At 73.5% G+C, this 22,967-nt stretch carries 23 protein-coding genes; 16 read left to right on the top strand and 7 right to left on the bottom strand.

The genetic code is table 11. From position 1 onward, the window contains the following. Nucleotides 1–16: 16 nt before the first annotated feature. Complete coding sequence (locus ABFT23_RS13160; RefSeq protein WP_347895855.1) at nt 17–2,281, top strand: helicase-associated domain-containing protein; 2,265 nt, start codon at nt 17–19, stop codon at nt 2,279–2,281. 80 nt (nt 2,282–2,361) lie between these two features. Next, nucleotides 2,362–4,002, top strand: a complete 1,641-nt coding sequence (locus tag ABFT23_RS13155) for a DNA repair helicase XPB (protein ID WP_347895853.1) — start codon at nt 2,362–2,364, stop codon at nt 4,000–4,002. Between the two features lie 25 nt (nt 4,003–4,027). On the opposite strand, the gene ABFT23_RS13150 is transcribed toward ABFT23_RS13155, so the two are convergent. After that, complete coding sequence (locus ABFT23_RS13150) at nt 4,028–4,447, bottom strand: nuclear transport factor 2 family protein (RefSeq protein WP_347895851.1); 420 nt, start codon at nt 4,445–4,447, stop codon at nt 4,028–4,030. A 59-nt stretch (nt 4,448–4,506) separates the two neighbouring features. Then, nucleotides 4,507–5,100, bottom strand: coding sequence for a TetR/AcrR family transcriptional regulator (locus ABFT23_RS13145; RefSeq protein ID WP_347895850.1), 594 nt, complete (start codon nt 5,098–5,100; stop codon nt 4,507–4,509). A gap of 89 nt (nt 5,101–5,189) precedes the next feature. Between ABFT23_RS13145 and ABFT23_RS13140 the strand changes: the two genes are divergently transcribed. Continuing rightward, on the top strand, nt 5,190–5,945 hold the full coding sequence (locus ABFT23_RS13140; RefSeq protein WP_347895848.1) for an SDR family NAD(P)-dependent oxidoreductase: 756 nt from the start codon (nt 5,190–5,192) through the stop codon (nt 5,943–5,945). Between the two features lie 87 nt (nt 5,946–6,032). Continuing rightward, nucleotides 6,033–7,214, top strand: coding sequence for an RtcB family protein (locus ABFT23_RS13135; RefSeq protein ID WP_347895846.1), 1,182 nt, complete (start codon nt 6,033–6,035; stop codon nt 7,212–7,214). 49 nt (nt 7,215–7,263) lie between these two features. Here the strand turns inward: ABFT23_RS13135 and ABFT23_RS13130 are convergent, their stop codons facing one another. After that, nucleotides 7,264–7,788 carry a hypothetical protein gene (locus ABFT23_RS13130; RefSeq protein WP_347895844.1) on the bottom strand — a complete coding sequence of 175 codons (525 nt, stop codon included), beginning with the start codon at nt 7,786–7,788 and terminating at the stop codon, nt 7,264–7,266. Between the two features lie 45 nt (nt 7,789–7,833). On the opposite strand from ABFT23_RS13130, the gene serA reads away from it, so the two are divergent. The 4 genes from serA (at nt 7,834) to ABFT23_RS13110 (ending at nt 11,820) form a co-directional block, all read left to right on the top strand. Next, entirely contained in the window at nt 7,834–9,033 is a 1,200-nt protein-coding gene (gene serA / locus ABFT23_RS13125) for a phosphoglycerate dehydrogenase (protein ID WP_347895842.1), read from the top strand. Between the two features lie 84 nt (nt 9,034–9,117). Beyond that, the gene (locus ABFT23_RS13120) at nt 9,118–9,990 is read left to right on the top strand and encodes an oxygenase MpaB family protein (RefSeq protein ID WP_347895840.1); all 873 of its coding nucleotides are present in this window, start codon (nt 9,118–9,120) and stop codon (nt 9,988–9,990) included. 91 nt (nt 9,991–10,081) lie between these two features. Continuing rightward, complete coding sequence (locus ABFT23_RS13115) at nt 10,082–11,200, top strand: hypothetical protein (protein ID WP_347895838.1); 1,119 nt, start codon at nt 10,082–10,084, stop codon at nt 11,198–11,200. 26 nt (nt 11,201–11,226) lie between these two features. After that, on the top strand, nt 11,227–11,820 hold the full coding sequence (locus tag ABFT23_RS13110) for an HD domain-containing protein (protein ID WP_347895836.1): 594 nt from the start codon (nt 11,227–11,229) through the stop codon (nt 11,818–11,820). 19 nt (nt 11,821–11,839) lie between these two features. On the opposite strand, the gene ABFT23_RS13105 is transcribed toward ABFT23_RS13110, so the two are convergent. Then, nucleotides 11,840–12,103, bottom strand: a complete 264-nt coding sequence (locus tag ABFT23_RS13105) for a DUF4031 domain-containing protein (RefSeq protein WP_347895834.1) — start codon at nt 12,101–12,103, stop codon at nt 11,840–11,842. Between the two features lie 7 nt (nt 12,104–12,110). Further along, on the bottom strand, nt 12,111–12,815 hold the full coding sequence (locus tag ABFT23_RS13100) for a copper homeostasis protein CutC (RefSeq protein WP_347895832.1): 705 nt from the start codon (nt 12,813–12,815) through the stop codon (nt 12,111–12,113). A gap of 88 nt (nt 12,816–12,903) precedes the next feature. Here ABFT23_RS13100 and ABFT23_RS13095 point away from each other — a divergent pair, with 88 nt between their 5' ends. Both ABFT23_RS13095 and ABFT23_RS13090 read left to right on the top strand, forming a co-directional pair. Beyond that, nucleotides 12,904–13,254, top strand: a complete 351-nt coding sequence (locus ABFT23_RS13095) for a hypothetical protein (RefSeq protein WP_347895830.1) — start codon at nt 12,904–12,906, stop codon at nt 13,252–13,254. A 110-nt stretch (nt 13,255–13,364) separates the two neighbouring features. Next, nucleotides 13,365–14,081: a GntR family transcriptional regulator gene (locus tag ABFT23_RS13090; RefSeq protein WP_347895828.1), complete on the top strand. Its 717-nt coding sequence runs from the start codon at nt 13,365–13,367 to the stop codon at nt 14,079–14,081. Between the two features lie 417 nt (nt 14,082–14,498). Here ABFT23_RS13090 and ABFT23_RS13085 read toward each other — a convergent pair whose 3' ends face one another. Beyond that, nucleotides 14,499–17,039 (bottom strand): ABC transporter permease, encoded by a 2,541-nt coding sequence (locus ABFT23_RS13085; protein ID WP_347895826.1) that lies wholly within the window; start codon nt 17,037–17,039, stop codon nt 14,499–14,501. Next, entirely contained in the window at nt 17,036–17,809 is a 774-nt protein-coding gene (locus ABFT23_RS13080; RefSeq protein WP_347895825.1) for an ABC transporter ATP-binding protein, read from the bottom strand. The genes ABFT23_RS13085 and ABFT23_RS13080 overlap by 4 nt, the downstream gene beginning before the upstream one ends. Before the next feature lie 81 nt (nt 17,810–17,890). Between ABFT23_RS13080 and ABFT23_RS13075 the strand changes: the two genes are divergently transcribed. The 6 genes from ABFT23_RS13075 to gndA all read left to right on the top strand — a co-directional run bounded on the left by ABFT23_RS13075 (nt 17,891) and on the right by gndA (nt 22,967). Continuing rightward, nucleotides 17,891–18,325: an SRPBCC family protein gene (locus ABFT23_RS13075; protein ID WP_347895823.1), complete on the top strand. Its 435-nt coding sequence runs from the start codon at nt 17,891–17,893 to the stop codon at nt 18,323–18,325. 25 nt (nt 18,326–18,350) lie between these two features. Beyond that, the gene (gene ppgK / locus ABFT23_RS13070; RefSeq protein WP_347895821.1) at nt 18,351–19,112 is read left to right on the top strand and encodes a polyphosphate--glucose phosphotransferase; all 762 of its coding nucleotides are present in this window, start codon (nt 18,351–18,353) and stop codon (nt 19,110–19,112) included. A 39-nt stretch (nt 19,113–19,151) separates the two neighbouring features. Continuing rightward, nucleotides 19,152–19,763 (top strand): alpha-ketoglutarate-dependent dioxygenase AlkB, encoded by a 612-nt coding sequence (locus ABFT23_RS13065; RefSeq protein ID WP_347895819.1) that lies wholly within the window; start codon nt 19,152–19,154, stop codon nt 19,761–19,763. Nucleotides 19,764–19,801: 38 nt separating this feature from the next. Continuing rightward, nucleotides 19,802–20,980 (top strand): cytochrome P450, encoded by a 1,179-nt coding sequence (locus tag ABFT23_RS13060; RefSeq protein ID WP_347895817.1) that lies wholly within the window; start codon nt 19,802–19,804, stop codon nt 20,978–20,980. Between the two features lie 214 nt (nt 20,981–21,194). Continuing rightward, a complete protein-coding gene (locus ABFT23_RS13055) occupies nt 21,195–21,491 on the top strand; it encodes a hypothetical protein (RefSeq protein WP_347895815.1) in 297 nt (98 codons plus the stop codon). A gap of 36 nt (nt 21,492–21,527) precedes the next feature. Further along, entirely contained in the window at nt 21,528–22,967 is a 1,440-nt protein-coding gene (gene gndA / locus ABFT23_RS13050) for an NADP-dependent phosphogluconate dehydrogenase (RefSeq protein WP_347895813.1), read from the top strand.

Genomic DNA, 22,967 nt, shown 5'->3' with positions numbered 1-22,967 from the left:
TCCTACCGTTGGGCCGATGGCCACGACGCACGGCACCGGGCACCGGTCGCTCGCCGACCAGCTGCGCAGCTGGGACGACGACCGGCTGGCTCGCCTGCTCGTCGCCCGTCCTGACCTCACCACACCTGCCCCTCACGACTTCGGTCAGCTCGCGTCGCGGGCCACGGTGCGGTCGTCGCTCTCGCGAGCGCTCGACACCCTGACCCGACTCGAGCTCTCGGTCCTTGATGCCCTCGTCGTCGCCGGCCAAACCACGGCCGCCGACGTGCGCAGCATCATTCACGCCCGGCCGCCCGCTGTCGACGCGACCCTCCAGCGACTGCTCGACCTGGCTCTGGTGTGGCACGCCAGCGGCGGGCTCCGCGTCGTCTCCGGGGTGGCCGAGGTGCTCGCGCTGGGGCCGGGCGGGTCGGGCCTGCGGCCCCGCTCGGCCGACGCGCCCCCCACCGACGTCGTCGCCGCCCGCATCGCCGAGCTCTCCCCCGCGGCGCGGGCCATGCTCGACCACGTCGCGACCCACGGCGGCGAGGCACAGGCCGGCTCGGCCCGGCTGACCGTGCGGCCCGGCGACGCCGCGAGCCCGGCCGAGGAGCTCATCGCACGCCGCCTGCTGGTGCCCCAGCCCGGCGGGTCGGGCGTCGTCCAGCTGCCCGGCGAGGTGGCGATCGCACTGCTCGGCGGGCACACCACAGCCGAGCCGGTCGACGCCGTCCCCCCGCTGGCGACGGCCGAGCGCTCGGCCGACCTCGTCGACAAGGTCGCGGCGGGCGCGGCGTTCGAGCTGGCGCGCCGCGTCGAGCTGCTGCTCGACCACTGGGGCTCGCACCCGCCGGGGGTGCTGCGCAGCGGCGGGCTCGGGGTGCGAGACCTCCGGGCGACCGCCACCCTGCTCGCCGTCGACGAGCCCACCGCCGCCCTCGTCGTCGAGGTGGCCGCCGCGGCCGGCCTGCTCGGCAGCCGCGCCGACGCCACCGGCGACGCCGTCTGGGTGCCCACCGACGCCTTCGACACCTGGCTCGACGAGCCCGCCGCCGCCCGCTGGCTGGTGCTCGCCCGCGCCTGGCTGGCCAGCCCGCGCCTGCCGGCGTTGGTCGGCACCCGCGACGAGGCCGGCAAGACCCGCAACGCCCTCACGGCCGAGCTCGCGTCGCCGGCCATCGCCGAGACCCGCGCCGGCACGCTCGCGGCCCTGGCCACGATGGCCCCGGGCCAGGTCCTCGCCGCCTCCACCGGCCTGCCCTCGCTCGTCGAGCAGGTCGCCTGGCACCGGCCCCGCCGACCCCGCACCCGCACCCAGCACGTCGCCTGGACGGCGTCCGAGGCCGCGACGATCGGCGTCACCGGTCTCGGCGGGCTGGCGTCCTACGCCCGCGTCCTGGTCGAGGGCGGCGACCCCGAGCCCGTGCTCGCGGCGCTGCTGCCCGAGCCGGTCGACCACGTGCTCGTGCAGGCCGACCTCACCGCCGTCGCGCCCGGCCCGCTCGAGTCGGAGCTGGCGCGCCGCCTCCAGCTGGTCGCCGACGTCGAGTCGCGCGGCGGCGCGACGGTCTACCGGTTCACGCCGTCGTCGGTGCGCCGCGCGCTCGACGTCGGCTGGACCGCCGTCGAGCTGCACGCCTTCCTCGCCGCCGTGTCGCGCACGCCGGTGCCGCAGCCGCTGACCTACCTGGTCGACGACACCGTGCGCACGTTCGGCTCGGTGCGCGTCGGCGCCGCCGAGTCGTTCCTGCGCGCCGACGACGAGTCGGCGCTCAGCGAGCTGCTCCACCACCCCCAGGCGCGCAGCCTCGGCCTGCGACGCATCGCGCCGACCGTGCTGGTCAGCGACACCCCCGTCGACGTGCTCCTGCCCCGGCTGCGCGACCTCGGCGCGGCGCCCGTCGTCGAGGCCGCCGACGGCACCGTGCAGGTGACCCGGCCCGACGTGCTCCGGGCGCGGCTGCCGCGCGAGCGCGGGACGTCGGCCCGCTCGGTGCGCGAGTCGGCACGCGTCGCGGCCGTGGTCGCCGCCGTGCGGTCGGGCGACCGCGCCGCCGCGGCCCGCCCGCCGTCGTCCGCGCCCCTGACGCCGGCCGGCGCCCTCGCGGCGCTGCGGACGGCGATCGAGTCCGGCTCGACCGTGCTCATCGGCTACGTCGACAACCAGGGCGTCTCGGGCGACCGCGTCGTCGACCCGATCTCGGTCGAGGGCGGCACGCTCACCGCCCGCGACCACCGCGCCGACGACGTCCGCTCGTTCGCCGTCCACCGGATCACGACCGTGCGCGAGCTCGCGGAGTAGCCGGACGGGTGGCACTCTCCGCGCGATCGCGCTGAGAGTGCCACCCCCACGGACGTTTCCTCGGTCCGTAAACTCGGCTGGTGCCCGATGGCCCCCTGATCGTCCAGTCCGACAAGACCCTGCTGCTCGAGATCGACCACGAGCAGGCTGCCGAGTGCCGCAAGGCGATCGCGCCGTTCGCCGAGCTCGAGCGCTCGCCCGAGCACGTGCACACCTACCGCCTGACGCCGCTCGGGCTGTGGAACGCCCGCGCGGCCGGGCACGACGCCGAGCAGGTCGTCGACACCCTGCTCACCTACAGCCGCTACGCCGTCCCGCACGCGCTCCTGGTCGATGTCGCCGAGACGATGGCGCGCTACGGCCGGCTCCGGCTCGACAAGCACCCCGTGCACGGGCTGGTGCTGGCCAGCAACGACCGGCCGGTGCTCGAGGAGGTGCTGCGCGCCAAGAAGGTCGCCGGCATGATCGGCCAGCGCATCGACGACGACACGGTCGCCGTCCACGCCTCCGAGCGCGGCAACCTCAAGCAGGCGCTGCTCAAGCTCGGCTGGCCGGCCGAGGACTTCGCCGGCTACGTCGACGGCGAGGCCCACCCGATCGCGCTCGACGAGTCCGGCTGGCAGCTGCGGGCCTACCAGAACGAGGCGGCCGAGTCGTTCTGGCACGGTGGGTCGGGCGTCGTCGTCCTGCCGTGCGGCGCGGGCAAGACGATCGTCGGCGCGGCCGCGATGGCGCATGCGCAGGCCACGACGCTGATCCTGGTCACCAACACGGTGAGCGCACGGCAGTGGAAGGACGAGCTGGTGCGCCGCACGTCGCTGACCGAGGACGAGATCGGCGAGTACTCCGGCTCGGTCAAGGAGGTCCGCCCCGTCACCATCGCGACCTACCAGGTGATGACGACCAAGCGCGGCGGCGCCTACCGCCACCTCGAGCTCCTCGACGCCCGCGACTGGGGCCTCATCGTCTACGACGAGGTGCACCTGCTGCCGGCGCCGATCTTCCGGATGACGGCCAACCTGCAGGCCCGCCGTCGCATCGGCCTGACGGCGACCCTGGTGCGCGAGGACGGGCGCGAGGGCGACGTCTTCTCGCTCATCGGGCCCAAGCGCTACGACGCGCCGTGGAAGGACATCGAGTCGCAGGGCTACATCGCCCCGGCCGACTGCGTCGAGGTGCGCGTCACGCTGCCGACGCCCGAGCGGCTCACCTATGCCGTGGCCGAGCCCGAGGAGCGCTACCGCCTCGCGGCCTGCACGCCCGAGAAGGTCCGGGTGGTGCGCGACCTCGTCGCCTCGCACGCCGGTCAGCCCACGCTGGTGATCGGGCAGTACCTCGAGCAGCTCGACGAGCTCGCCGAGAAGCTCGACGCCCCGGTCATCAAGGGCGAGACCCCGGTCAAGGAGCGGCAGCGGCTCTTCGACGCCTTCCGCTCCGGCGAGATCGGCCTGCTCGTCGTCTCGAAGGTCGCCAACTTCTCCATCGACCTGCCCTCGGCCGAGGTCGCCATCCAGGTCTCCGGCTCGTTCGGCTCCCGCCAGGAGGAGGCCCAGCGCCTCGGCCGCCTGCTGCGCCCGAAGGACGACGGCCGATCGGCGCACTTCTACACGATCGTCTCGCGCGACACCGTCGACGCCGACTTCGCCCAGAACCGGCAGCGGTTCCTGGCCGAGCAGGGCTACGCCTACCGGATCGTCGACGCCGAGGACCTGCCGGCCTAGCGCCTGGGCTGCGTCGACTCGGCCGTCAGCCGTCGGCCGGCTCCGAGGTGTCGGCGAACGAGTGGTGCTCGTGGACGACGACCCACCGGCCCCCACGGCGCACGAGGCCGAGCGTGAGCCGCAGGCGCGGCTCGGTGGCCGACGGCTCGGGCTCCTTGCCGCAGCGCAGCAGGGCGCGGGCGAAGGCGACGTCGGCGCCGGCCGTGACGTCGAGCTCGGCGACCTCGAAGACGGCGCCCGAGGCCTGCCAGGCGAAGAACGGCGGCCACGTGGCGGCGTAGGCGTCGAGGCCCCGGACGCCCTCGTGCGGCGGTGGGACGTCGTACATCACGATGTCGTCGGCGTGGTCGGCGAGCACGGCGGCGAGGTCGCCGGTGTGCACGGCGCTCGCCCATCGGTGCACGAGGTCGCGGATGAGGACGGTGTCGGTCGCGGTCCGGCTCATGCAGATGACGACCCGGTCCGACGGCGCGACTCATCGCCGACCGGTGATGAGTGGAGTGCTCAGCCGGCGGTGAGCCCGGCCGGCCACCAGGCCGGCAGCAGTCGCAGGTAGACGGCCAGGAAGCCGTCGACGTCGAGGTCGTCGGTGGCCAGCCACGCCTCGAGCGCGCCGACGGTGCCGAGGGCGATGAACCGGATGGCGGCGTCCTCGACGTGGCCCGGGTCGGCGCCCTCGACGTCGATGCCGATGCGCAGCCGGGCGCGGCGGCTGAGCAGGCGGCTGGTCTCCCGGAAGTGGCCCGCGAGCATCGGGTGCAGGCTGGCGGCGCCGCTGTCGTCGGCGAGCCCGCGGCGGTAGATCGGGGCGTGGCGGCGCACGTGCTCGAGGACGCCGCGGACGACGTCGGTGACCGCCTGGTCGAGGTCGGTCTCGTCGTCGGCGAGCAGGCCGTCGCGCAGCGCGTCGAGCTCGCCGAGCAGCGCCTGCTCGACGAGCTCGGACGGCGCGGAGGCCAGCTCGTAGAACGTCGAGCGGTGGACGCCGGCCTCGCGGGCGACCTCCGTCACGGTGAGCGCATGGGCGGGTGCGGACTCGGCCAGTCGGAGCGCGGCCTGGAACAGGCGGGCCTGGGAGCGCTGCTGCCTCACGTCCATCCGACCATCCAACAGGAACAAAGTCCGACAGCTGTCGGTTTCCCAGAAGTCCGACAAACGTCGGAGAATTGGGATCGAAGGAGAGACAGATGGCCACCTACGACGTGCAGGACCGATCGGCGATCGTGACGGGTGCCGGTTCCGGCATCGGGCGTGCGGTCGCGCACCTGCTGGCCGCCAACGGCGCCGCGGTGCTGGTCACCGACCTCGACGCCGCGGCCGCGGACGCCGTCACCGCCGAGATCGTCGCCGCGGGCGGCGTGGCGAAGGCCTTCGTCGGCGACGCCGCCGACGCCGAGACCGCCACGCGCGCCGTCGAGGCCGCCGACGAGCTCGCCCCGCTGCGCATCGCGGTCAACAACGCCGGCATCGGCGGCCCTTCCGTGCCCGTCGGCGAGTACCCCCTCGACGCGTGGCGCAAGGTCGTCGACGTCAACCTCAACGGCGTGTTCTACAACCTGCGCGCCCAGGCACCGGTCATCGCCGGCCACGGCGGCGGCGCGATCGTCAACATGGGCTCCGTGCTCGGCTCGGTCGGCCTCGCCGGCTCGTCGGCCTACGTCAGCACCAAGCACGCCCTCGTCGGCCTCACCAAGAACGCCGCGCTCGAGTACGGCGACCAGCGCGTGCGCGTCACCGCCGTCGGCCCGGGCTTCATCTCCACGCCGCTGCTCGAGGCCAACCTCGACACCGACGCCCAGGCCGCCCTCGCCGCCCAGCACCCCGCCGGCCGCCTCGGCACCTCTGAGGAGGTCGCCGCGCTCGTCGCGTTCCTCGTCTCCGACGCCGCCACCTTCGTCACCGGCAGCTACCACCTCGTCGACGGCGGCTACGCCGCGAGCTGACGGAATATCCGTTCCACAACCGGTTTCTGCCTTCCTACGGTGGTCGACGCCCGCGCAAACGGCGCGGGCACGATCATCGGAAGGACCATGGAGCAGATCACGGAGACGCTCATCAGCTGGGCGTCGATCCTCGAGGAGAAGACCCGCCAGCAGGCGATCACCACGGCGACGATGCCGTTCATCCACCCGCACGTCGCCCTGATGCCCGACGCCCACCTGGGCCTGGGCGCCACGGTCGGGTCGGTGATCCCCACGCTCGGCGCGATCATGCCGGCCGCGGTCGGCGTCGACATCGGGTGCGGCATGATCGCCGTCCGCACCGAGCACGACGTCGCCGACCTGCCGGCCGACCGCCGGGCGCTGCGCGAGTCGATCGAGCGCGCCGTCCCGCTGTCGGCCGGCGCGGCCAACCAGGCCGTCACGCGCAGCCACACCGAGCATCGCCTGGAGGTGCTGCGTGCCGAGGCCGAGCGGGCCGGGTTCGACCCCACGTCGTACGCCGCTCGCTGGGAGCTGCAGCTCGGTACCCTCGGCTCGGGCAACCACTTCATCGAGGTGACGGTGGACGAGGAGGGTCGGGTCTGGCTGTTCCTGCACTCGGGCTCGCGCGGCGTCGGCAACCGGATCGCCCAGCACCACGTCAAGGTCGCCCGCGACCTGTGCGAGCAGTGGTGGATCGCGCTGCCGCACCGCGACCTCGCCTACCTCGTCGAGGGCACGCCGGAGTTCTGGGCCTACATCCGCCAGATGCGGTGGGCGCAGCACTACGCCCTGCTCAACCGCGAGGAGATGATGGACCGGGTCGTCGCCTGCTTCGCCGACTGGCTCGGGCTGTCGACGCCCGACGACGTGCAGCGGGTCGAGGAGATCAACTGCCACCACAACTACACCGAGCAGGAGACCCACTTCGGCCGGCGGGTGTGGCTCTCGCGCAAGGGCGCGATCCATGCCGGCGCGGGCGTGCCCGGCGTGATCCCGGGCTCGATGGGCACCGCGTCGTACGTCGTGGTCGGCAAGGGCAACCGCGTCGCGCTCGACTCGGCGCCGCACGGCGCCGGTCGGGAGTACTCACGAACGGCGGCCCGCAAGACGTTCTCGCGCGAGCAGCTGCGCGAGGCGATGGCCGGCATCGAGTACCGCGACACCGACGCCTTCGTCGACGAGATCCCCGGGGCCTACAAGGACATCGACCAGGTGATGGCCGATGCCGCCGACCTGGTCGAGGTCCGCCACGTGCTCCGCCAGATCGTCAACGTCAAGGGCGACTGACGAGCGGCCGCCTCGCCCCCGGGCGGGCCGCTCCCACGGCCCGGACGGGTCAGAAGAGCCCGAAGCGCCTGCGCCTGCGGGCCGGCGCCGGTGCAGCCTCGTCGGCGGCGTCCTGACCGAGGTCGAGGACGACGAGCCCGGCGCTCTCGAGACGCTCGTCGTAGACGAACCCGGCGGCCCCGAGCAGCTCGAACAGCGTGTCCTCGTCGAGCCGCTCGATGCCGGCCTCCGCCGGGTGCGGGGTGCCCTCGCTGGTCGACTCGGTGCCCTCGGACCACTGCCAGCTGCGGCGTCCGGACGGCGCCGCCACCTCCCACGCGTAGCTGTCGGTCGTCGACATGAACAGCCCGGCGTAGGTCGGGCCGAGCGCCCCGAGGTCGTCGATGCGGTCGACGATGTCGACACCACCCGCGAGCACGAGGACGTCGTCGCGCTGCCAGGCGTCGACCCCTCCCTCGAGACCCTCGGTCGACTCGTCCCAGGCGTGCCGCCCGGGGGTCGGCGTCCACCTCAGGGCGGACAGGTCGTCGATCGTCACGCCGTGCACCACGGCGATCACTGCTTTCCATCCCATGGGAGCCACCTCTACCCACGCAGCCGGGGTCACTACCCTTGAACCGTGAAGGCACTGCTGCTCGAGAACATCCACCCGGTCGCCGTCGAGACGCTGGAGCGTCGCGGCTTCGAGGTCGAGCTGCGCACGTCGTCGCTGTCCGAGGACGAGCTGCTCCAGGCTCTGCCCGGGGTGACGCTGCTCGGCATCCGGTCCAACACCACGATCACCGAGAAGGTCCTCGCCAACGCCCCCGACCTGTCGGCCATCGGCTGCTTCTGCATCGGCACCAACCAGGTCGACCTGGCCGCCGCCGCGGAGAAGGGCATCGCGGTCTTCAACGCGCCCTACTCCAACACCCGCAGCGTCGTCGAGCTGGTCATCGGCGAGATCATCGCGCTCGCGCGGCGGCTCACCGAGAAGACCGAGAAGATGCACGCCGGCGTGTGGGACAAGTCGGCCAAGGGCAGCCACGAGATCCGTGGCCGCACCCTCGGCATCGTCGGCTACGGCAACATCGGCACCCAGCTGTCGAACGTCGCCGAGTCCCTGGGCCTGCGGGTGATCTTCTTCGACACCGCCGACCGGCTCGCCCACGGCAACGCCCGTCGCATGCCGTCGCTGCACGCGCTGCTCGCCGAGGCCGACGTCGTCACGCTGCACGTCGACGGCCGTCCCGGCAACGCCGGCTTCTTCGGCGCCGAGGAGTTCGCGGCGATGAAGCCGCGCTCCATGTTCATCAACGCCGCCCGCGGCATGGTGGTCGACACCGACGCGCTGCGCGAGCAGATCCTGTCCGGCCACATCGCCGGCGCCGCGCTCGACGTGTTCCCGATCGAGCCGAAGGCCCAGGGCGACGAGTTCACCTCGCCCCTGCGCGGGCTCGACAACGTCATCCTCACCCCGCACGTCGGCGGGTCGACGCAGGAGGCGCAGGAGGAGATCGGCTGGTTCGTCGCCGGCAAGCTCGCCGGGTTCGTGCTCGAGGGCCGCACCGAGCTGTCGGTCAACCTGCCCGCCGTCCTCGCCCCGCAGCTCACCTCCGGCTCGCGGCTGGGCTACCTGCACGTCAACGTGCCCGGTGTGCTCGCCGACCTCAACGCTCGCCTGGCCGAGCAGGGCGTCAACGTGACGGCTCAGTACCTCGCCACCCGCGGCGAGCAGGGCTACGTGGTCACCGACGTCGCCGAGTCGGTCTCGTCCGAGGCCGCCGCCGTCGTCGCCGGGTCCGACCAGACCATCTGGTTGCGCTCCTACGACGCCTGAGCCCCGCGGGCTGACTCGTCACGGGCTCGACCACCACCCCGGTGGTCGAGCCCGTCCCGGTCGCGCGCCCGTACCGTGGAACGGGTGATCAGCACCGCACGCGACCGGCTCGGCCAGGCCCTGTTCGCCCGGGTCGCCGGGCCCGACGGCCCGGCCAAGCGCGATCGCATCCACGGCACCGAGGGGCCGCGGTGGTTCGAGCCCGGGAGCCCGATCACCGTCGTCCACGGCGACGCCTCGATGTTCGTCGGCGGCATCCGGGCCCTGCTGCTGCAGACCCTGCACCCGGCGGCGATGCTCGCCGTGCACGAGCACTCCGGGTTCCGCGGTGACATGTGGGGGCGGCTGCACCGCACCAGCGAGTTCCTGGCCAGCACCACCTTCGCCACGGCCGACGACGCCCAGCGCTCGGTCGACATCGTGCGTGCGATCCATCGACGGGTCACCGGCACCATGCCCGACGGGTCGGCCTACGCGGCCTCCGACCCGCACCTGCTGCGCTGGGTGCACGTGGCCGAGGTCGACAGCTTCCTGCGCGCCCACACCGTCTACGGGCGCGAGCCCCTCGACCAGGCCGGGCGCGACACCTACGTGGCCCAGGCGGCCGTGGTGGCCGAGCGGCTCGGGGCCACCCGGGTGCCGCAGACCGAGGCCGAGCTGGCCGAGGCCCTCGCCGAGTTCCGGCCCGAGCTGCGCGGCACCCCCGAGGCGCGCGAGGCCGTGCGCTACCTGCTCCTCAAGCCACCGCTCCCGCTGGCCGCCCGGGCGCCGTACGGCGTGCTGGTCGCCGCGGCCGTCGGGCTGATGCCTGCCTGGACCCGCTGGCCCCTGCGGCTGCCGTGGCTGCCGGTCGCCGAGCGCACCGTCGTCCGGGCCCTCGGCGGCGCGGCGACGGGCACGATCCGCTGGGCGATGACGCCACCCGCCCGCGAGCCCCGAGAGGGTCGGGCCGGATGACCGGTCGACCTCAAGGGTCTGGTCCCTCGCTTGAGGTGAACTTGACCTGTCGACCGATGATTCCTTGAGCCCCGATTCCTAGGTTCGTGCCATGTACTCGACCCAGGTGACGGGAGCCGGCACGGCGGCCCTGACGCTCGACTCCCCCACGCCCTCCGTGTTCCGCCTGCGCGTCACCGACGCCTCCGGACGCCTCGTCGCCGAGCGTCGCCTGCACGAGCTCCACAGCACCCTCGCCCTCCCCCAGGGCGACCTGCGCCTCACGGTCACCGACGACCGCCCGCTCCACGACCCGCGCCGCCACGCCGGCACCTGCGTCGACGTCACCGTCGGCCGCGGCACCACCGACGTCGCCCTCGGGCTCACCCGGGGCGCCGTCGTCCGGGCCACCTCGACGCCGTGGGCGCACGTCGCGCTCGTGCACGCCGACGGCGAGCGGCTCGACGTCCGCGCCGACGGACACGGCGTCGCCACCGTCGCCGGCCTCCGCGCCGGCGCCTGGACGGCGACCGCCCGTGACGCCCGCCGCGAGCGCTGCTCCGAGACCGCTCGCATCATCATCTCCACCCCCGGCCAGCACGACGTCGACCTGCCCACGACCACCGCCACCGCCCGCCTGCTGGTGCGCGTCGGCGGCGCCGACCGTCGTCCGGTCGCCGCCACCGCGGTCGAGATCACCGACACCGCCGGACGCCGGGTCACCGCGCCGGTGCGCGACGGCCTCGCCGACCTCCGCTCGCTGCGCCCCGGGCGCCTGCGCGTCGTCGTCCCGCCCTCGGTCGGGCACCTCGGCACCACCCTCGACCTCGAGCTCGCCGCCGGCGAGCACGGCACGGTCGACGCCGTCGTGCCGGTCGGCGCCGCCGTCACCGGCCGCGTGGTGCAGGGGCGTCGCGGCCGCCGTCAGTACGCCGCCGTCGTCGCGCTCGTCGACGACGACGGCGTCGAGCTCGAGCGCGTCCGCACCGACCGCAGCGGCCGGTTCGTGCTCGGCACCGGCCTCACCCGCAGCGAGGGACTCACGGTCGTCGCGACCACCGGCCCCGACACGCTGCACGTCACCCGCGCCGCCGTCGCCGACGTCGACGTGCTCAACGCCGTGCGACACGACGTCGGCGACGTCGTCCTGCCGGTCGCCGGCCCGCGGGCCGTCTGGACGGCGCGCACGCCCGCCGTCGCCGGCATGAAGCTGCCCTCGACGCACGTCTGAGCACGGTCCTGGGTTTGAATGGGGCGATGCCTCCACCTGCCCGACCAGCCTGGCCCCTGACCGACGGTGCCGCCGTGCGCGACGAGCTGCTCGCCGCCTACGCCGACCCGAGCCGCGGCTACCACGACTCGGTGCACCTCGCCGAGGTCGTCGGCCGCGTCGACGAGCTCGCCGACGCCGGGGTCGCCTTCGACCGGCTGCCGGTGCTGCTCGCGGCCTGGTTCCACGACGCGGTCTACGACGGCGAGCGCGACGCCGAGGAGCGCTCGGCCGCCTGGGCCGAGGAGGCCCTGCCCGCCCTCGTCGGCGACGACGTCGTCGCCGAGGTCGCCCGCCTCGTGCGGCTCACCGAGACCCACCGACCGGCCGACGACGACGCCAACGGCTGCGTGCTCTCCGACGCCGACCTCGGCATCCTCGCGGCGCCGGCAGAGCGCTACGCCGCCTACGTCGCCGCGGTGCGGGCCGAGTACGACCACCTCGACGACGCCACGTTCGCGGCCGGACGCCGGGCCGTGCTCGACGACCTGCTCGCCAAGCCGCGCCTGTTCCACACGCCCTACGCCGTCGAGCAGTGGGAGGCGGCCGCCCGGGCCAACGTGGCCGCCGAGCTGGGGTAGCCCCGGTAGAGCCAGTCGGTCAGGTCGTCCCCGACTTGCGCCGGCGCAGCCCGGCCGCGACGAGGCGCCGGACCAGCTCGCGCGAGGTGACCTCGACGGCGCCCGCGGCGACCACCTCGTCGTACCACTCCGACGGCACGTCGTAGTGGTCGCGGTCGAAGGCCCGCTCGGGGATGCCGACGTCGCGCGCGAACGCGTGCAGCTCGTCGTAGGAGGTGTCGCTGGCCAGGTGCGACCAGCGCCGGCCGTAGCGCTCGACGGCCGGAGGGTCGACGACGATCACGGGCGCATCACGACGTCCGGCGCCCGGGCAGCTCGGCCGCCCGGTCGAGCAGGAGCCGCCACGACCGCACGAGACCGGCGTCGACGAAGGCCTTGGCGGAGCCGCCCGGCCGGGCCTGGGGCCCGAGGTGGAACTGGGTGACCCCCGCGCGCGCCAGCCACGGCACCTGCTCCGCCGTGAGACCGCCGGCCGGCAGCAGCAGCCGCGCGACGTCGGGGTCGGCGCCCGCCAGCGCGAGGAGGTCGTCGTAGCCCTGCTCGAGGCCCTGCGGCGAGCCACCCGAGGCGACCGCCGTGAGCTCCGGGAGCCGCACGAGTCGCCGCCAGGCGCGCACCGGGTCGAGCGTCGCGTCGACCGCACGGTGGAACGTCCACGGCACGCCCGGCAGCGCCCGGGCCAGTGCCGACGTGGTGTCGACGTCGATCTCCAGGTCGGCGTCGAGGAAGCCGAACGAGACCCCCTCCGCCCCGAGGCCGAGGTACTCCTCGCCCAGCCCGACCAGCCGGGCGAGCTCGCCGCCCGTGGTCGTGTAGGAGTCGTCGAGGCGCAGCAGCACCCGCACCGGCACGTCGCTGGCACGCAGCACCGCGGCCGCGGTCGGGACGTCGGGCGAGCGGCCGTCGACGTCGAAGGACAGGCGGTCGGCGCCACCCTCGACCGCACCCGCGACGTCGTCGACGCGGGTGACGGCGACCTCCAGCAGCAGGCTCACGTCCTCACGGTACGAGACGGAGCCCCGCGCAGCGCGGAGGCTGGTCGGCATCCGCGGCTCCGACTTGAACGCCGCGTTTAATGGAGCGGTGGACGCCAACCTGCTGCTCGACGCCCGGGCGCGCGTGCTGGCCGACCTCACGGCTCGTCAGCTCGCCACCGCCACCGCCGTCTCGGCACTCGACGAGGCGTGCGAGTCGCGCCAGTGGTGGGCCGACCAGTGGCCCGCCGGCGCCGACTACGTCGCCGGACTCGTGGCCCAGGACGTGCAGGACGCCCTGTTCGAGACCGCCGGCCGCTGGCCGCTGTGCCTCGACTGCGCCTCGGGCCCGGTGCACTCGCTCTACATCCAGCCCGACCTCGGCGGCCCCGACCCTGTCTGGGTGTGCGAGGAGACCGGAGCGGTCGCCGCGGCGCTGGGGTTCCTGCACCGGCGCTGATGACACCTCGCTACCCCGGCCGGCATCGCAGGGTTGTCGAGGCCGTGGCAAGTCCGGTGTAAACCCCGATTTCCCTGACGGTTCCGCCGACCGTGCCTACCCTCGGTCACGTGGACGACGTACTGGTGAACGGCTCGACGGTGCTCAAGCACGTCGTCGTGCGCGAGTACGTACGTGGTCTCGTGGCCGGCAACGCCCCCGGCTCGCCCGCGCCGTCCGAGCGCGAGCTGGTGCACCGCTTCGGCGTCGCCCGCATGACCGTGCGCCAGGCCCTCGACGCGCTCGTCACCGAGGGACTGCTCGAGCGGATCCCCGGTCGCGGCACGTTCGTGGCCCGACCCCGACGCACCGCCACCCCGATCACCGGCTACACCGAGGAGATGGCCCGGCGCGGGCTCCTCGCCGAGTCGCACACGCTGCTCGCCCGCCGCGAGCAGTGCGGCCCCGGCGTCGGACGCGCGCTCGACCTCACCGAGGGCGAGCCCGTCATCCACTGGCGGCGCCTGCGACGCGCCGACGGCGCCGTCGTCTGCGTCGAGGACAACTACCTCAACGAGGCGCTGCTGCCCGGGTTCCTCCAGCCCGGCATGCCCGCCAGCCTCTACGAGACCCTCGACGTCCGCGGCCTCCGGCCCACCTGGGCCGAGGACTCCATCTCCGCCGACGTCGCCGGCGACGAGGAGGCCGCCCTCCTCGAGATCCAGCCCGGCACCGTCGTCCTGCGGCACTCGCGCCGCGGCATGGTCGGCGACAAGATCATCAATGTCTCGCGCAGCGTCTACCGCGCCGACCGGTTCACGATGTGGGTCCAGCTGGGTACTGCCTGATGGCTGCTTGATGGCTGCTTGATGGCGCTCGCTTCGCTTCGCGCGTGTCGCGCCGCCTGAAGGGGCCGTCTGGGCGCACGTCCGGCGCACGCCCTCCGCTCGTTCCTCGCTCCGGACGCACCCGGACGCACACCCAGACGGCCTCGCGGCGCGCCGGTCTCCCTGGCACTCTCCGCGCAATCGCGCTCGTAGGACCACCGCTCGAGCCCCGATATGGCACTCTCCGCGCGATCGCGCTCGTAGGACCACCGCTCGAGCCCCGGTGTGGCACTCTCCGCGCGATCGCGCTCGTAGGACCACCGCTCGAGCCCCGGTATGGCACTCTCCGCGCGATCGCGCTCGTAGGACCACTGCTCGGGCCCCGGTGTGGCACTCTCCGCGCGATTGCGCTGCTGGTGCCACCGCTCGTGCCGCGCGTCAGTCGGTCGCGATCGCCTTCAGGACGTCGAGGCGGGCTGCACGTCGGGCCGGGAAGACGGCGGCGACGACGCCGATGACCACGCCCAGGCCGAGGAACACCGCGAGCTGGTCGAACGGCACCCGGATCACCTCGAGCCCCTCGTCGCGCACGGCGTACATCAGCGCCACGCCGAAGCCGACGCCGAGGAGCACCCCGAGCACGGCTCCGAGGACGGCGATGACGATCGACTCCAGGGTGATCATCCGGCGCATCTGGGGCCGGGTGACGCCGATGGCCCGCAGCAGACCGACCTCGCGCGTGCGCTCGATCACCGACAGGGCGAGCGTGTTGACGATGCCGAGCACGGCGATCAGCAGCGCCAGGCCGAGCAGGGCGTAGATGATGAGGACGAACTGGTCGATCGGCTCGCGCTGCTCCTCGGCGAACTCCTGCTGGTCGTTGACCGTGATGGTGGGGTTGTCGATCGCGTCCTCGATGCGCTGCTCGACCGCCGGGTCGACCTCATCGGTGAACACGATGACGTTGGCCAGCAGGGGCTGGTAGTCGGCAGCCGCGAAGGTGCCGAACGTCGTGGCGACCGAGCCGACCACCGGGTTGTCCTCGAAGACGCCGACGACGCGCCAGGACTGCTCACCGGCCGGCGGCCGCACGTCGAAGGAGTCGCCGACGCCGAGCCCCTCGTCGTCGGCGAAGCCCTCGGAGACGATGACCGTGCCGTCGTCGAGGTCGGCGGCGCTGCCGTCGACGAAGCGCAGCGCCAGGGCGTCGACCTGCGCGGGGTCGAGCGAGGCGACCGCCTTGTCGCCGCCGTCCTGTGTCTCGACCAGCTGGAAGCCCTGGCCGACGACGTCGGCGACGCCGTCGACCGCCGCCACCTGGTCGGCCACGGCCGGGTTGAACAGCGTGCCGAAGCCGACGCCGCGCACGACGTAGTCGCCGACGAAGTTCTCCTCGATCGTCTGGTCGACCGACGCCTTGGCCGAGGAGCCGATGATGGCCATCGTGCAGGCCAGCGTCAGCCCGATCATCAGGGCCGAGGCGGTGGCCGCGGTGCGCCGGGGGTTGCGCAGCGAGTTCTGACCGGCCAGGTTGCCGATGGAGCCGAACACCGCGGCGTAGGTCGCGCGGGCCAGCCGCAGCAGCGGCGCCGCCAGCACCGGGCTCATCATCGTGACGCCCATGAGGATGCCGAAGATGCCGGCACCGGTCCACCAGCCGGCGTTGCCGAGGTCGACGACGTCGGTCAGGCCGACGGCGAGGGCGAGCCCACCGAGCACGACCACCGCCAGGCCCGCCCGGAACCGTCGGCGCAGGGAGGACTCGGGCAGCGCGACGTCGTCGCGCATGGCCTGGACCGGCGCGATCCGGCTGGTGCGGCGCGCGGGCAGGTAGGCCGCGGCCATCGTGACGACGATGCCGACGGCGTAGGCGGCCAGGAACGTCCGCGGCTCGAACACCAGGGACTGCCCCGAGAGGTCGAGGCCGAACGAGGCGAACGCCGCGCGCAGGCCCAGCGCGAGCAGGACGCCGAGCCCGGTGCCGATCGTCGCGCCGAGCACGCCGAGCACGAACGCCTCGAGCTGCACCGACCGGACGACCTGACGCTTCGAGGCGCCGAGGGCGCGCAGCAGCGCGAGCTCGCGACTGCGCTGGGCGACGAGCATCGAGAACGTGTTGACGATGAGGAACGAGCCGACCACCAGGGCGATGCCGGCGAAGATCAGCAGGAAGGTGGTGAGGAAGCCGATGGCCTCGAGGAGGTCGTCGGCGCTCTCGTCGGCGGCGACCTCACCGGTGACCGCCTCGGTGCCGTCGGGCAGCACTCCGCGCGCCTGCTCGGCGAGCTCGTCCTCGGAGACCCCGTCGTCGGCGGTCACCCAGATGTCGGTGAACTCGTCGCGACCGTCGAGGAACAGGTCCTGCGCGGTCGCGGTGTCCCAGGCGACGAAGGTCGCCCCGTTGAGCGAGCCGCCCTCGGGGAAGCCGAGGACCCCGACGACGGTCGGCTCGAGCGTGGTCTGCGCGCCCAGGGGCAGCTGCACGGTGACCGGGTCGCCGACCTGCACGCCGGCCTTCTCGGCCGTGCGCTCGTCGAGCAGCACCTCGTCGGGCCCGGACGGCGCCCGCCCGTCGACGAGCTGCAGGCCGGGCCCGCCCGCCGCGGGTGCGTCGGAGTAGTTGGCGCCGATCGCCGGCGGGCCGTTGCCGCCGATGACCTCGCCGTCGGCGTCCTCGACGTAGACGCCGAACGAGGTGACGTTGCCGTCGGCCCGGGCCGCTCCCGGGAGCGCGGCGAGCTCGTCGACGAGCGCGGCCGGCACCGTCTTGGTCGACGGCCCGAGCGACGTCGTCGCGTTGACCGGCCGCACGGTGACGTCGCCGACCGTGGAGGCGAACAGGGCCGTGAAGCTGCGGTTGAGCGTGTCGGAGAAGACCAGGGTGCCGACGACGAACGCGACGCCGAGCACGATGGCGAACGTGCTCAGCAGCAGGCGCACCTTGCGCCCGAGCAGGCTCTTGAGAGCAGCGCGGATCACGGCTGCCCGCCGCCGACCTCGGAGAGCCGGGCCATGATCTCGAGGATCGCGTCGCGGTCGGGGTCGCGACGCTCCTCGACCACCCGGCCGTCGACGAGGAAGACCACCCGGTCGGTGTAGGCCGCCGCGACGGGGTCGTGGGTGACCATGACGACGGTCTGGCCGTGGTCGTCGACGCTGGCGCGCAGCAGGTCGAGCACCTCGGCCCCCGAGCGAGAGTCGAGGTTGCCGGTCGGCTCGTCGGCGAAGACGATGCGGGGTCGGCTCACCAGCGCCCGGGCGACGGCGACCCGCTGCTGCTGGCCGCCGGAGAGCTCGTTGGGCTTGTGGCCGAGCCGGTCGGTGAGCCCGACGGTCGCGATGACGGAGTCGAACCAGGCCTGGTCGGGCTTGCGGCCGGCGATGGCCAGCGGCAGCAGGATGTTCTCCTGCGCGGTGAGCGTGGGCACCAGGTTGAACGACTGGAACACGAAGCCGATCTCGTCGCGCCGCAGCAGCGTGAGCTCCTTGTCCTTCAGCCCGCCGATCGCGCGGTCGCCGATGTAGACCTCGCCCTCGTCGGGCCGGTCGAGCGCCGCGCACACGTGCATGAGCGTCGACTTGCCCGAGCCGCTCGGCCCCATCACCGCGGTGAACTCGCCCGCGTGCAGGTCGAGGGTGACCCCGGCCAGGGCATGCACGACCGCGTCGTCCTTGCCGTAGGTCTTCGTCAGGCCGACGACGCGGGCGGCGACGTCGGGGCGGGCCGGCTCCGCGGTGGTGGAGGTCATGGGGACAGCCTGTACTGCGCCACCCCCAGCGCGCCACGGGGATGACCCCGGCCGTCCCCCGGGCCGCCTACAGTCGCCCCCATGCACGTCGAGCGCACGTTCACCGTCCCGCGTCCGGTCGAGCAGGTCTTCGCCTACCTCGGCGACTTCACCACCACCGAGGAGTGGGACCCGGGCACCGTCACCACCACCCGCACCTCCGGCGACGGCGGGCTCGGCACCACCTACGCCAACACCTCGGAGTTCATGGGACGCCGTGTCTCGCTGACCTACGACACCATCACGTTCCAGCCCCCGACGAAGGTGCAGTTCCGCGGACGCAACAAGGGCTCCACCGCCACCGACTCGCTCACGTTCACCGCGACGTCCGACGCCACGACCGAGATCCACTACCGGGCCGACTTCGTCTTCCACGGCATCTGGAAGTACCTGGCACCACCGGTCGCCCGCCGCCGCATCGACGCGCTCGCCGACGAGACCGTGCAGAAGATGAAGCAGGCCCTCTCGGCACTCTGAGTGCAGACGTGCTCAGATAGACGTCGTGAGCCAGTCCAACGACGCCCACCCGATCGGCATCGACTTCGGCGGGTCCGGCATCAAGGCCGCCCCGGTCGACCTCGACCGCGGCGACTTCGCCGCCGAGCGGGTCCGCATCGAGACCCCGCAACCATCCACCCCCGACGCCGTCGCCGAGGTCTTCGCCGAGCTGGCGTCGTCGTTCGACGCCGACGACGGCGGCACGCCGGTCGGCGTCACGGTGCCGGGGGTCGTCCGCGACGGCGTGGTCTCGACGGCGGCCAACATCGACCCGTCGTGGGTCGGGGTCGACGCCGCCGCCCTGTTCAGCCAGGCCGCCGGCCGGCCCGTGTTCGCCGTCAACGACGCCGACGCCGCCGGTCTGGCCGAGGCCCACTTCGGCGCCGCCCGCGGCCAGAAGGGCCTGGTCATCGTGACGACGCTCGGCACCGGCATCGGCTCGGCCCTGCTGCACGACGGCGTCCTGCTGCCCAACTCCGAGCTCGGCCACCTCGAGATCGACGGTCGCAACGCCGAGAGCCACGCCGCCAACAGCGCCCGCGAGAAGCACGACCTGAGCTGGGAGGAGTGGGCGGAGCGGTTGACGACCTACTACCGCACCGTCGAGGGCCTGCTCACCCCCGACCTGTTCGTCGTGGGCGGTGGCGTGAGCAAGCACGCCGACAAGTTCCTGCCGATGGTCGACATCACGACGCCGATCATCCCGGCCGTGCTGCGCAACAAGGCCGGCATCGTCGGCGCCGCGCTCTACGCCACCCGTCGATAGGGTCGAACACCTGTTCGATCTCGGTGTATCGTCGACGTCATGGACTTCCAGTCGACGCTCTTCCAGGCCCCGACGGGCATGGGCGACCTCGCCGGCACCGAGCGTCGGGTCCTGGGCCAGGGCGCCTGGCTCGACGTCCTGCGCAGCTGGCTGCCGGCGCCCGACGACGTGTTCGAGACGCTCGTCGCCGACGTCCCGTGGCGCGCCGAGCGCCGCCAGATGTACGACCGGATGGTCGACGTGCCGCGCCTGCTGCACACCTACATGATCGGCGAGCCCCTCCCCCACCCGCTGCTCGAGCAGGCGCGCGACGCGCTCTCGGCCCACTACGCCGACGAGCTCGGCGAGCCGTTCCGCACCGCCGGCTGCTGCTACTACCGCGACGGTCGCGACTCGGTGGCCTGGCACGGCGACACCATCGGCCGCGGGTCCACGCACGACACGATGGTCGCCATCGTCTCCCTCGGCGACCCCCGCAAGCTGCACCTGCGACCGCGCGGGGGCGGCGAGTCGGTCGTCGTCGAGATGGGTCACGGCGACCTCGTCGTCATGGGCGGCTCCTGCCAGCGCACCTGGGAGCACGCCGTGCCCAAGGTGGCCACGGCCGGTCCGCGCATCTCCGTGCAGTTCCGTCCGTTCAACGTCTTCTAGACCGGCGCCCGGCAGGATGTCGCCATGGAGCAGCCGTGGTGACCCGCTTCGACCTCGCCGACCCCGCGTTCGACGTGACGTCGCCGGTGGTGCACGCCGCCCGTGAGGAGCAGTGGTTCGTCGAGACCACCTGGGGTTGGGCGGTCCTGCGCCACGCGGAGGCCTCGGCGATCCTGCGCGACCGGCGCTTCCGCCAGGGCAACGCGCGGTGGCCGGCGCAGAACGGCATCCACTCCGGGCTGTTCTCCGACTGGTGGGGCGAGACCCTGCTGAGCCTCGAGGGCGACGACCACGCCCGCATCCGGCGGCTGATGGTGCCGGCCTTCCGCAACCGCGCGATCGCTGCCCAACGGCCGCGGTTCACCGCCCTGGCCCACGAGCTCGTCGACGCCTTCGCCCCGCGCGGGTCGGTCGAGCTGGTCGGCGAGTTCGCCGAGCCCTACAGCGCCCGCATCATCTGCGTCCTCCTCGGTCTCGACGAGGCCGACTGGCACCAGGTCGCGCGCTGGTCCGACGACCTCGGGGCATCGTTCTCGATCGACGTCGGCAACCAGGTACCCCGCATCGAGGCGGCGATCACCGGCCTCGCCGGCTACCTCGACGAGGTGGTCGCCGACCGCCGGCGAACCCCGCGCGACGACCTCGTCTCGACCCTGGTGGCCGCCGACGAGCTCAGCGACCGTGAGCTGAGCGTCGCCCTGGTCTTCCTGGTCTTCGCCGGCATGGAGACGACCCGCAACCAGATCGGGCTCGCGATCCAGACCCTGCTGCGCCACCCCGACCAGTGGCGGTTGCTCGGCGAGCGGCCCGAGCTCGGCGCCAACGCCGTCGAGGAGGTGATGCGGGTCAACCCCACCGTCACGTGGGTCACCCGCGAGGCCATCGAGGACGTCGACCTCGCCGGGCTCCACGTGCCGCGCGGCGGCGTCGTGCAGGTGCTCTCGCACGCCGCCGGGACCGACCCGCGATCGGCCCCCGACCCGACCTTCGACATCACCCAGCAGCGGCCGCCTCACCTCGGCTTCGGCGCCGGCATCCACCACTGCCTCGGCCACTTCGTCGCCCGCACCGACATGGCCGTGGCCCTGCCGTTGCTCGCCGCCCGGCTGCCCGACCTGCGCCCCGACGGACCGGGCGAGTGGCTGCCGGTCTCGGGCAACACCGGGGCGCTCCGGTTCCCGCTGGTGTTCACGCCGACGACGACGCGAGGCGACTGACGAGCTCGGCGGCGCCACCCCTGGCCTCGGTGGCCGGCGGGTCGGGCGGTCCGGGCGGGTCGGGCGGTGCGTGACCCACCGTCGGGAGGCCCGAGCCGGCACGGTTCGGTGGCTCACCTACCGCCGGGCCGGTCCGGCCGCGAGCCGGCTCTCCCGCCATCATCAGCCAGCCGAGCCGCTTGAACACGTTCAACATCTGTGCGACCTTGAGCTCATGGTGTTCTCCGACCCACTGTGGCGACACGCCTGGAGCACCACGGCCGGGCTACCGGTCGTCGTCCGGTGGGCGATGCGGTGCGGCGTCGTCCTCGGGGCCGTCGGGGCGCTGGCCGGCCTGGTGATCGGGCTCGTCGTCCATCCACCCACAGCCTGGTTCGCCGTGCTCGAGCTGGGCGTGCCGGCCTTCGTCCTCGGTGCCGCGCTGGGCGCGGTCGTCGGCGCGCTCGCCGCCGTCGTCGGCCGGCGCGGGGGCCGGCGCCGCGGCACGCCCCACACCGGTTCCGCCATCTGACCGCGCCCTTTGGACAGGCGTGGTTGGGTCGAGGGCGTGACTGACGCCCGCGCCACCATCGGCCTCACCGGCCTCGCCGTGATGGGCCGCAACCTGGCCCGCAACATCGCCCGCCACGGGCACACCATCGCCGTCCACAACCGCACCCACGCACGCACCGAGGCCCTGATCGCCGAGCACGGCGACGAGGGCGACTTCGTGCCGAGCGAGTCGCTGGAGGACTTCGTCGCCTCGATCGAGCGCCCCCGCGTCGTGCTAGTCATGGTGAAGGCCGGCGACCCCACCGACGCCGTCGTCGACGAGCTCGTGCCGCTGCTCGAGGAGGGCGACATCGTCGTCGACTGCGGCAACGCCCACTATGCCGACACGATCCGTCGAGAGGAGGCCCTGAAGGAGCACGGGCTCCACTTCGTCGGCACCGGCGTCAGCGGTGGCGAGGAGGGCGCGCTGCACGGTCCCTCGATCATGGTCGGCGGCACCGACGAGGCCTACGAGCGGCTCGGTCCGATCCTCGAGTCGATCGCCGCGCAGGTCGACGGCGAGCCGTGCTGCGCCCACGTCGGCACCGGCGGGGCCGGGCACTTCGTGAAGATGGTGCACAACGGCATCGAGTACGCCGACATGCAGCTCATCGCCGAGTCCTACGACCTGCTCCGCTCGATCGGTGGGCTCGAGCCGGCGGCGATCGCCGACGTCTTCGCCGACTGGAACGAGGGCGAGCTCGAGTCGTTCCTCATCCAGATGACCGCCGACGTGCTGCGCCACACCGACGCCGGCACGGGCAAGCCGTTCGTCGACGTCGTGCTCGACGCCGCCGAGCAGAAGGGCACGGGCCGCTGGACCGTGCAGAGCGCGCTCGACCTCGGCGTGCCGATCACCGGCATCGCCGAGGCCACGTTCGCCCGCAGCCTCTCGGGCCACGCCGCCCAGCGCGCCGCCGCCCGCGAGGTGTTCTCGACCAGGCCCGAGGAGCAGCGCGTCGAGGCGCCTGACGGGTTCGTCGACCAGGTGCAGGCCGCGCTCTACGCCTCCAAGGTCGTCGCCTACGCGCAGGGCTTCGACCAGATCGCCGTCGGCGCCGAGGAGAACGGCTGGGACGTCGACCTCGGTCAGGTCGCCAAGATCTGGCGCGACGGCTGCATCATCCGGGCGCGCTTCCTCGGCCGCATCACCGAGGCCTACGCCGCCGAGCCCGACCTCACCACGCTGCTCACCACCGAGTTCTTCGCCGATGCCGTCAAGGAGGGCGTCGACGCGTGGCGCGAGGTGATCGCGACGGCGGCGCGCGGCGGCGTCCCGGTGCCGGCGTTCGGGTCGTCGCTGAGCTACTTCGACGGCCTGCGCCGCGAGCGCCTGCCCGCGGCGCTCATCCAGGGCCTGCGCGACAACTTCGGCGCGCACACCTACCAGCGCGTCGACCGCGAGGGCACGTTCCACACCGCCTGGGCCGGCGACCTCGCCGAGAGCGAGGCGTAG

The sequence above is a fragment of the Nocardioides secundeburneus genome (assembly GCF_039939255.1).
GTDB lineage: Bacteria > Actinomycetota > Actinomycetes > Propionibacteriales > Nocardioidaceae > Nocardioides.
The sequence above is the reverse complement of the archived record's forward strand: the minus strand, read 5'-3'. Positions and strand labels throughout refer to the sequence as shown.